At 38.6% G+C, this 6,299-nt stretch carries 4 protein-coding genes and 1 pseudogene; 2 read left to right on the forward strand and 3 right to left on the reverse strand.

From position 1 onward, the window contains the following. Positions 1–279: 279 nt before the first annotated feature. Positions 280–1,056 (reverse strand): restriction endonuclease subunit S, encoded by a 777-nt coding sequence (locus tag BM058_RS17685; protein WP_090929060.1) that lies wholly within the window; start codon positions 1,054–1,056, stop codon positions 280–282. Further along, positions 1,053–3,050, reverse strand: coding sequence for a type I restriction-modification system subunit M (locus tag BM058_RS17690; RefSeq protein WP_090929063.1), 1,998 nt, complete (start codon positions 3,048–3,050; stop codon positions 1,053–1,055). Before BM058_RS17690 ends, BM058_RS17685 begins: the two co-directional genes overlap by 4 nt. Positions 3,051–3,449: 399 nt before the next feature. On the opposite strand from BM058_RS17690, the gene BM058_RS17695 reads away from it, so the two are divergent. Next, positions 3,450–4,481 carry a transposase gene (locus BM058_RS17695; RefSeq protein WP_407690194.1) on the forward strand — a complete coding sequence of 344 codons (1,032 nt, stop codon included), beginning with the start codon at positions 3,450–3,452 and terminating at the stop codon, positions 4,479–4,481. 145 nt (positions 4,482–4,626) lie between these two features. Here the strand turns inward: BM058_RS17695 and BM058_RS17700 are convergent, their stop codons facing one another. Beyond that, complete coding sequence (locus tag BM058_RS17700; RefSeq protein ID WP_090929068.1) at positions 4,627–5,916, reverse strand: hypothetical protein; 1,290 nt, start codon at positions 5,914–5,916, stop codon at positions 4,627–4,629. A 138-nt stretch (positions 5,917–6,054) separates the two neighbouring features. Here BM058_RS17700 and BM058_RS17705 point away from each other — a divergent pair. Next, positions 6,055–6,299, forward strand: a pseudogene (locus BM058_RS17705) (IS1380 family transposase); the annotation flags it as partial.

Genomic DNA, 6,299 nt, shown 5'->3' on the forward strand with positions numbered 1-6,299 from the left:
TATCAAGAGAAGTCCACTGGCAGATATAATATAATTATCCGTTAATTGGATATCAAATCGACGTTTCATTTTTTCACCTTCCGGGTGCATTCATCTAATAAGATGAATAGGATCTTACCCCCTATTTTATCAAGGTTTTGAAGGGTATGTCGAAAGATATTATCACGGATTCAGGCGACGTTTCATTTTTTCACCTTCCGGGTGCATTCATCCAATAAGATGAATAGGATCTTATCCCCTATTTTATCAAGGTTTTGAAGGGTATGTCGAAAGATATCATTACGGATTCAGGCTTGCATTAATAGATGATTCATATCCTAGACGGCTGATAGTCCAATTTGCAGGAATCTTTCCCATCCACTCCACACCGCTGTTTTTCATTTCGACATAAGGATCAAGTCCTTTTGTAACGGTCTCGGTAATCAACGCCTGACGTTTTTCTTTCAAACTTTCAATCAGTTCCTCGTTTTTATGAATTAATAAATCAACACTAATAGTTTTGTTCTCTATGTAATTTGCTATCTTCACTTGTTCACTATATTCAGGAAAAGGAGCATATAAGTTTATTAAATTATAGTTTGATAATTCAGGAAAAGTAGTTCCGGATCCAAGAAAGTTTAAATGTTCTTTAGCACTTAGCAATATAAAATAATAATATCTAACTTCAATATTGCAAGATATTGGTTCTAGACTTTTACAACCCTGATTTGTAGTACAATGTCCTGCACTTATTTTAACTTTCCCAATTGGAGCCCTAGTAGACAATATTAAACTTTGGGGTTGAATTATTTTAGCAGAAGAATTTTCAAGTCCTCTATGACTAATGTGACGTCTTGAGTTTTTAATTATGCTACTAGTACCTTCTAAATCCTCCGGAGTAATCCATATGATTCCGTTCTCTTCCCAATACTCTTCGTTATTACTATCTGGAGTTCCACCATTTTTAAGTTTAAAAATTCTTTTCAATTTAGTGATATGCCAATTATCTGGTATAGTTCCGAACCATTCCATACCCTTATTCTTGTGTACGTATTTCTTGCTATCATTAGTTATCATAAATGCACTTCTTTCATTAGATCCAAAATTTCATTTTGAAGCTTATGGATATCCTGCTCAATTTCTTCAGTTGGGCGCAGTGGAGTATATTGATAGAAATAACGGGTGAATGGTATTGCATACCCTATTTTTGTTTTTTCCTCGTCCACCCAGGCATCCGGCACGTGCGGCAGGACTTCACGTTCCATGTAATCCTCAATATTTTCTGTGAGCGGGACATTTTCGTAATCCCGCAGTTCTGGATCCGGCTGGATGTTCCCTTTTGCATCTTTTACTGCCGGGGCTTCTTCTTTTCGTACCGAAAAGACCTGCAACAGCGTTTTCTTTAATCCGGCTGTCAGCTTCACTCCGCTTTCACTTAAAGTATTTTTCAGCATTTGCTCAAATTGCTGCTGATCATAAGTACTTTCGCTCGGTGAGATGGTCTCCAATGCATGACGGATAGCTCGCTGCTGCTTTTCTCCCTCAGCTTTTTCTTCCTCCGGGTTTTTGCTGTTCTTTTTTGGTTTTGCGAGATTCTGAAAGGTTTTTTCATCTTCCAGCAAAGGAATTCGGTCCGCAGTGATTTGAAACTCCAGACGCAGCGGACGCTCCACCGTCACACGCTGGAATCCGAAATCTTCATTGCTGAATATTTTGCTGTGTTCCGATTCCTCCATATCCCCATAGATGTTAGTAATGGCAGTAATATGTTCCTCACTTAGTTCATGGCGCTTTTCCCCGAGGGACTTCCGCATCTTCTGGTAGTATTCTGTGCCATCTATTAACTGTATTTTCCCTTTACGTTCGGACTTCTTTTTATTACTCAATACCCAGATATACGTCGATATTCCCGTGTTATAAAAAAGCTGATCCGGGAGACCGATAATTGCCTCTACCCAGTCATTTTCAATAATCCAGCGGCGGATGTTGCTTTCCCCTGATTCTGCTCCGCCCGTGAACAGCGGGGAGCCGTTCAATATGATAGCCAGTCGGCTTCCTTCGGGTTTCATCTTGGAAATCATGTGCTGCAGAAATAGGAGAGAACCATCATTCACACGTGGGAGTCCTGCTCCAAACCGTCCGGCGTGGCCCAGGTTTTCATGCTCATCCCTTATCGCTTTCTCCACCTTTTTCCACTCCACGCCAAACGGAGGATTGGAAAGCATATTGTCGAATGTCTTTTCGGAAAAACCATCATTCCTGAAACTATTGCCGAACTTAATATTTGATGGATCCTGACCCTTCAACATCATATCCGACTTACAAATTGCGTACGACTCCTCATTCAATTCCTGACCGTGGACATAGAGATCGGCATCTGGATTCATCTTATTCAAATATTGCTCTGCAACGGATAACATGCCCCCGGTTCCACAAGCAGGATCATACAGAGTACGAATGGTTCCTTCCGTACTTAATGCATCATCATCTTCGTTATACAATACATTGACAATCAACCGGATAACTTCACGTGGCGTAAAGTGCTCCCCGGCTGTTTCATTCGAACTCTCTGAGAATTTCCGGATCAGTTCTTCAAAGATATAACCCATTTCTAAATTACTTATCGTGGAAGGATGAAGATCCACCTCAGAAAAACGGGTAATGATCATGTACAAGACATTCGCATCATCCAATTGATCAATATGGGTATCAAAATGGAAATGCTCAATGATCTGCCGCGCATTTTCCGAAAAGCCGTTAATATAGTTACGCAAATTCAGTGCTATATTTTCCGGATCATTTTTTAACGTTTCAAAATCAAACGGGCTCGTATTAAAAAACTGATGTCCTATGGTTTTTTCAATGACATCGTCTACTTTTGGTATATTCATCTTTTGAAGCTGCTCGACTTTTTCCAGCACCTGTTCCTTCGACGGTTTTAACACGCAGTCGAGCCGTCGCAGCACAGTTAACGGCAAAATCACTTTACCGTAATCCGATTGTTTATAATCACCACGGAGTAAATCCGCAATACTCCATAGAAACGAAGCTTTGTTGTCTAATTGAGCCATATATGTGTCCTCCTAGCTGTTTCCTTATAGCTATTCTATCAAACAAACAAGCTACAATCGATTAATGGAGCCAACTTCCAGTATTATAATATCGATGACACTAGCCAACTATAAACAATAAAATTCATTTATGTACTTTGAAGTTGCATAAACACATAAACCATAGAAAAAATTCCATACATGTGCATAAATAATAGAACCTCCAAATCTGTGGTACGATGGATGCGCCGACAGACACGTACACAGAAGGGTTCTGCCATATGTCTACTTCACGCACAGTCATCATCTATCGACAATTTCTTAGACCAAATAAATGTATCGCTTCATGTACCAAAACCGGCATACCGGCATCTTTCCCACCTCCTGCAGGGGATGATTCAAGAGCAGCGGAATGGAAGTATGACCTTACTACGGAACAGCAGTTTCTGGCACCGCCACCTAACGCGATTTTTTCAATATGGGCAGTGGAACGATCAGGGCGTACAGCGAAAGCTGCAGAGGTCTATCTATCAACAGGTTCAGCAGATGTCCTCTTCCGAGGATCCCTTGATGGTTATTATCGATGACAGCATCTGTCCGAAAACCAAGCCTTCGTCACAGGCTTTGGAACCGACAGAAGGAGCTTCCTATCACTTAGATCACAAACAAGGAAAACCTATTTATGCTCATCAGTGGGTAACGACGATGAAAGGAGCCCGCGGCTCCTTTCTACCCTTTGCCATGACGCCTTATGTAAAAGAAGAGTATTCGAAACTTGATATGGCCCGGGACCATATGGATCAAATACCGGACGGCACACGGGACGTTTATCTCCTGACAGACAGCTGGTATGCTGCCACATCCCTAATGGACCACATTCAAGAACGTGGATGGCATTTCATCGGAGGTCTGAAAAGCAACCGTGTTCTGCTGAATGACCGCGTTCCTCAACCCGTAAGGGAATGGGCGCAACAAAAGGAAGACCAAACATCCTGCATCGTCACCGTAGGAGATGCTTCCTACTACGTTCATCGCTATGACGGGGCGCTGAAAGGCGGACTCCAGGGAACAGTGCTGGCGTGCCAGCCTACAAATACAGAACCCAGCGAATCATCGGTTCGCTATTTCTTCAGCACAGATTCCAGCTTAACCGCCCAAAAGATCCTGCTTTTCTACGCTGAACGCTGGAACATCGAAACCTTTTTTCAGGAAACGAAAGACAAACTTTATATGGGGGATTACAGGCTGCGATCCCTTTTTGCTATCAAGCGGTACATGCTGGTACTTCAACTTGCCTATACATTTATTGTGCAGCATTACCAGCAGGGATTCTCTACAGGATATTGGCGAGCTAACAAGGAAAGACGCCGTTCTCTCCTGCTATATGTTTATCAGAAAGCCCAAAAGGGCGTGTCTCTGCAGTCTCTTGAAAAAGAGCTGATGATTGCCTAAGGAGATATATAAGATCCAAAGTAAAATATTCATTATATTGGATATTCCTGTTAGTTATTATGCAACTTTAGAGCATTGTATCAACTTTCGAAAAAAGAAGTCAAAATCCTTGAAATATCAGCAAAATTTGTTGATTCAACAGTTCCTATTTAACTAGATTCATTTCTTTCAATTTATTTATAGTTTTCTCTGTGAGATCATATTCAAATGGAGTATTCCCATTTCGAATAACATAATCCGCTTCAGCTAGTTCTTTACACCTTCTTGCTACAAATTGATAAGATCTGTCGATCTCTTTACCAATTAAAGAAGCTGTAACTTTTTCTTCCTCTTTAGAATTTTTATTTAATAAATAAATAGAATTCATTATCTCTATCTCTTCAGTTGTCCATACCGCCTCCTCTATATTTTTTCTAACAGTATCGCTTAATTGCAAATCGTATTCAATTTTACAAATTCCATCATCGCAATTATCACATTTCATTCTAAATCTTTGTAGAATATCTAAATCTCCCATTGGATATTCTTTACTGCATTGTTGACATTTAATCTTTTTATTATTATCTAAAGCCGCTGTAACTATGTGGGAGTAATCAAAAGCTCTTTGTTGATAAAACTTGGAGTCCTTATTTTCAGGTTTACCATACTTTAATTTTTCAAAAATAGTTAAACCAAAATCGAATGCATAGATAATATTGGTTGCATTTTTATTTTTGTTACTTGACCCTTTTGAAGCTAGTTCACTAACTTTATGAACAAATCCATTAAATTCTAAAGAATCTAGCATATTTTCTAATTCAGAGTTCACTGTAAAATGGCTAGTAGGAACGAGATCCAAATCGTTTAAGTATGAATTATCTATTGTTCTTAAATAAGTTTTGTTTTTTTGTGCTTCATTTATCAATTCCTCAATTAAAGTTTCTTGAACAAATATATCAATCTTTTCATCAAAAACTCCTTTTGAATATCTGCTTTTATCAAAATAATTCCTAGTATAATCTAAATAATATTGTTCACAAGCTTCTTCAATTGCTTGTCTATTTATTTTTTTACCTTGAGAGAGATTTGATAACCAGCAATAGTGTAAAATATGTCCTAGTACTCGTGTTATATTCATCGAACCAAAAAAAAGTAAGAGATAGTAATCTTGCATGGTATTATTTTTTAGTTCAAAATAATCTTCAACTTTAGATTCACAGAAATATTTTATTCTATTTTCAACAATTCTTTGAGTGTACTCTACAGCTGATTTTTCTAATGAAGTAATGTTTGTCTTACCATAAATATCGAACATATCTATATAAAGATTTTTATACTTCCCAACATCTAAATCTCCATAATATATTCTATTCGGATAGCAAGCTAATTTTAGATTAATATTATCCTTTGCTAAATGATATATAGGACTAACGATTACATCTACAAAGGAAATCATGTCTTCTTTTTCTAATTCAGAAAAATCATCAACCTGAATCCGTGATAATATCTTTCGACATACCCTTCAAAACCTTGATAAAATAGGGGTTAAGATCCTATTCATCTTATTGGATGAATGCACCCGGAAGGTGAAAAAATGAAACGTCGATTTGATATCCAATTAACGGATAATTATATTATATCTGCCAGTGGACTTCTCTTGATAGGGGAACTTCTTCAATCCTTGACCTTACATAAACGTCTCCATTCCTTATCTATGCCCGGCTTAACATCGTCGGCCGCCATTTCCCACGGCGATGTCGTGTACAGCTATCTCGGTCTTCTCTCTCAGGGAAAAAATGATTTTGACTGGATAGAAGAATCCCGCGGTGATGTCTTTTT

It is taken from the genome of Salibacterium qingdaonense, from assembly GCF_900114715.1.
Classification (GTDB): Bacteria; Bacillota; Bacilli; order Bacillales; family Marinococcaceae; genus Salibacterium; species Salibacterium qingdaonense.

Coding starts and splice junctions, on each gene's coding strand:
- BM058_RS17685 (WP_090929060.1), bottom strand. CDS start 1,056: ATGATAACTAATGATAGCAAGAAATACGTACACAAGAATAAGGGTATG.
- BM058_RS17690 (WP_090929063.1), bottom strand. CDS start 3,050: ATGGCTCAATTAGACAACAAAGCTTCGTTTCTATGGAGTATTGCGGAT.
- BM058_RS17695 (WP_407690194.1), top strand. CDS start 3,450: ATGACCTTACTACGGAACAGCAGTTTCTGGCACCGCCACCTAACGCGA.
- BM058_RS17700 (WP_090929068.1), bottom strand. CDS start 5,916: ATGATTTCCTTTGTAGATGTAATCGTTAGTCCTATATATCATTTAGCA.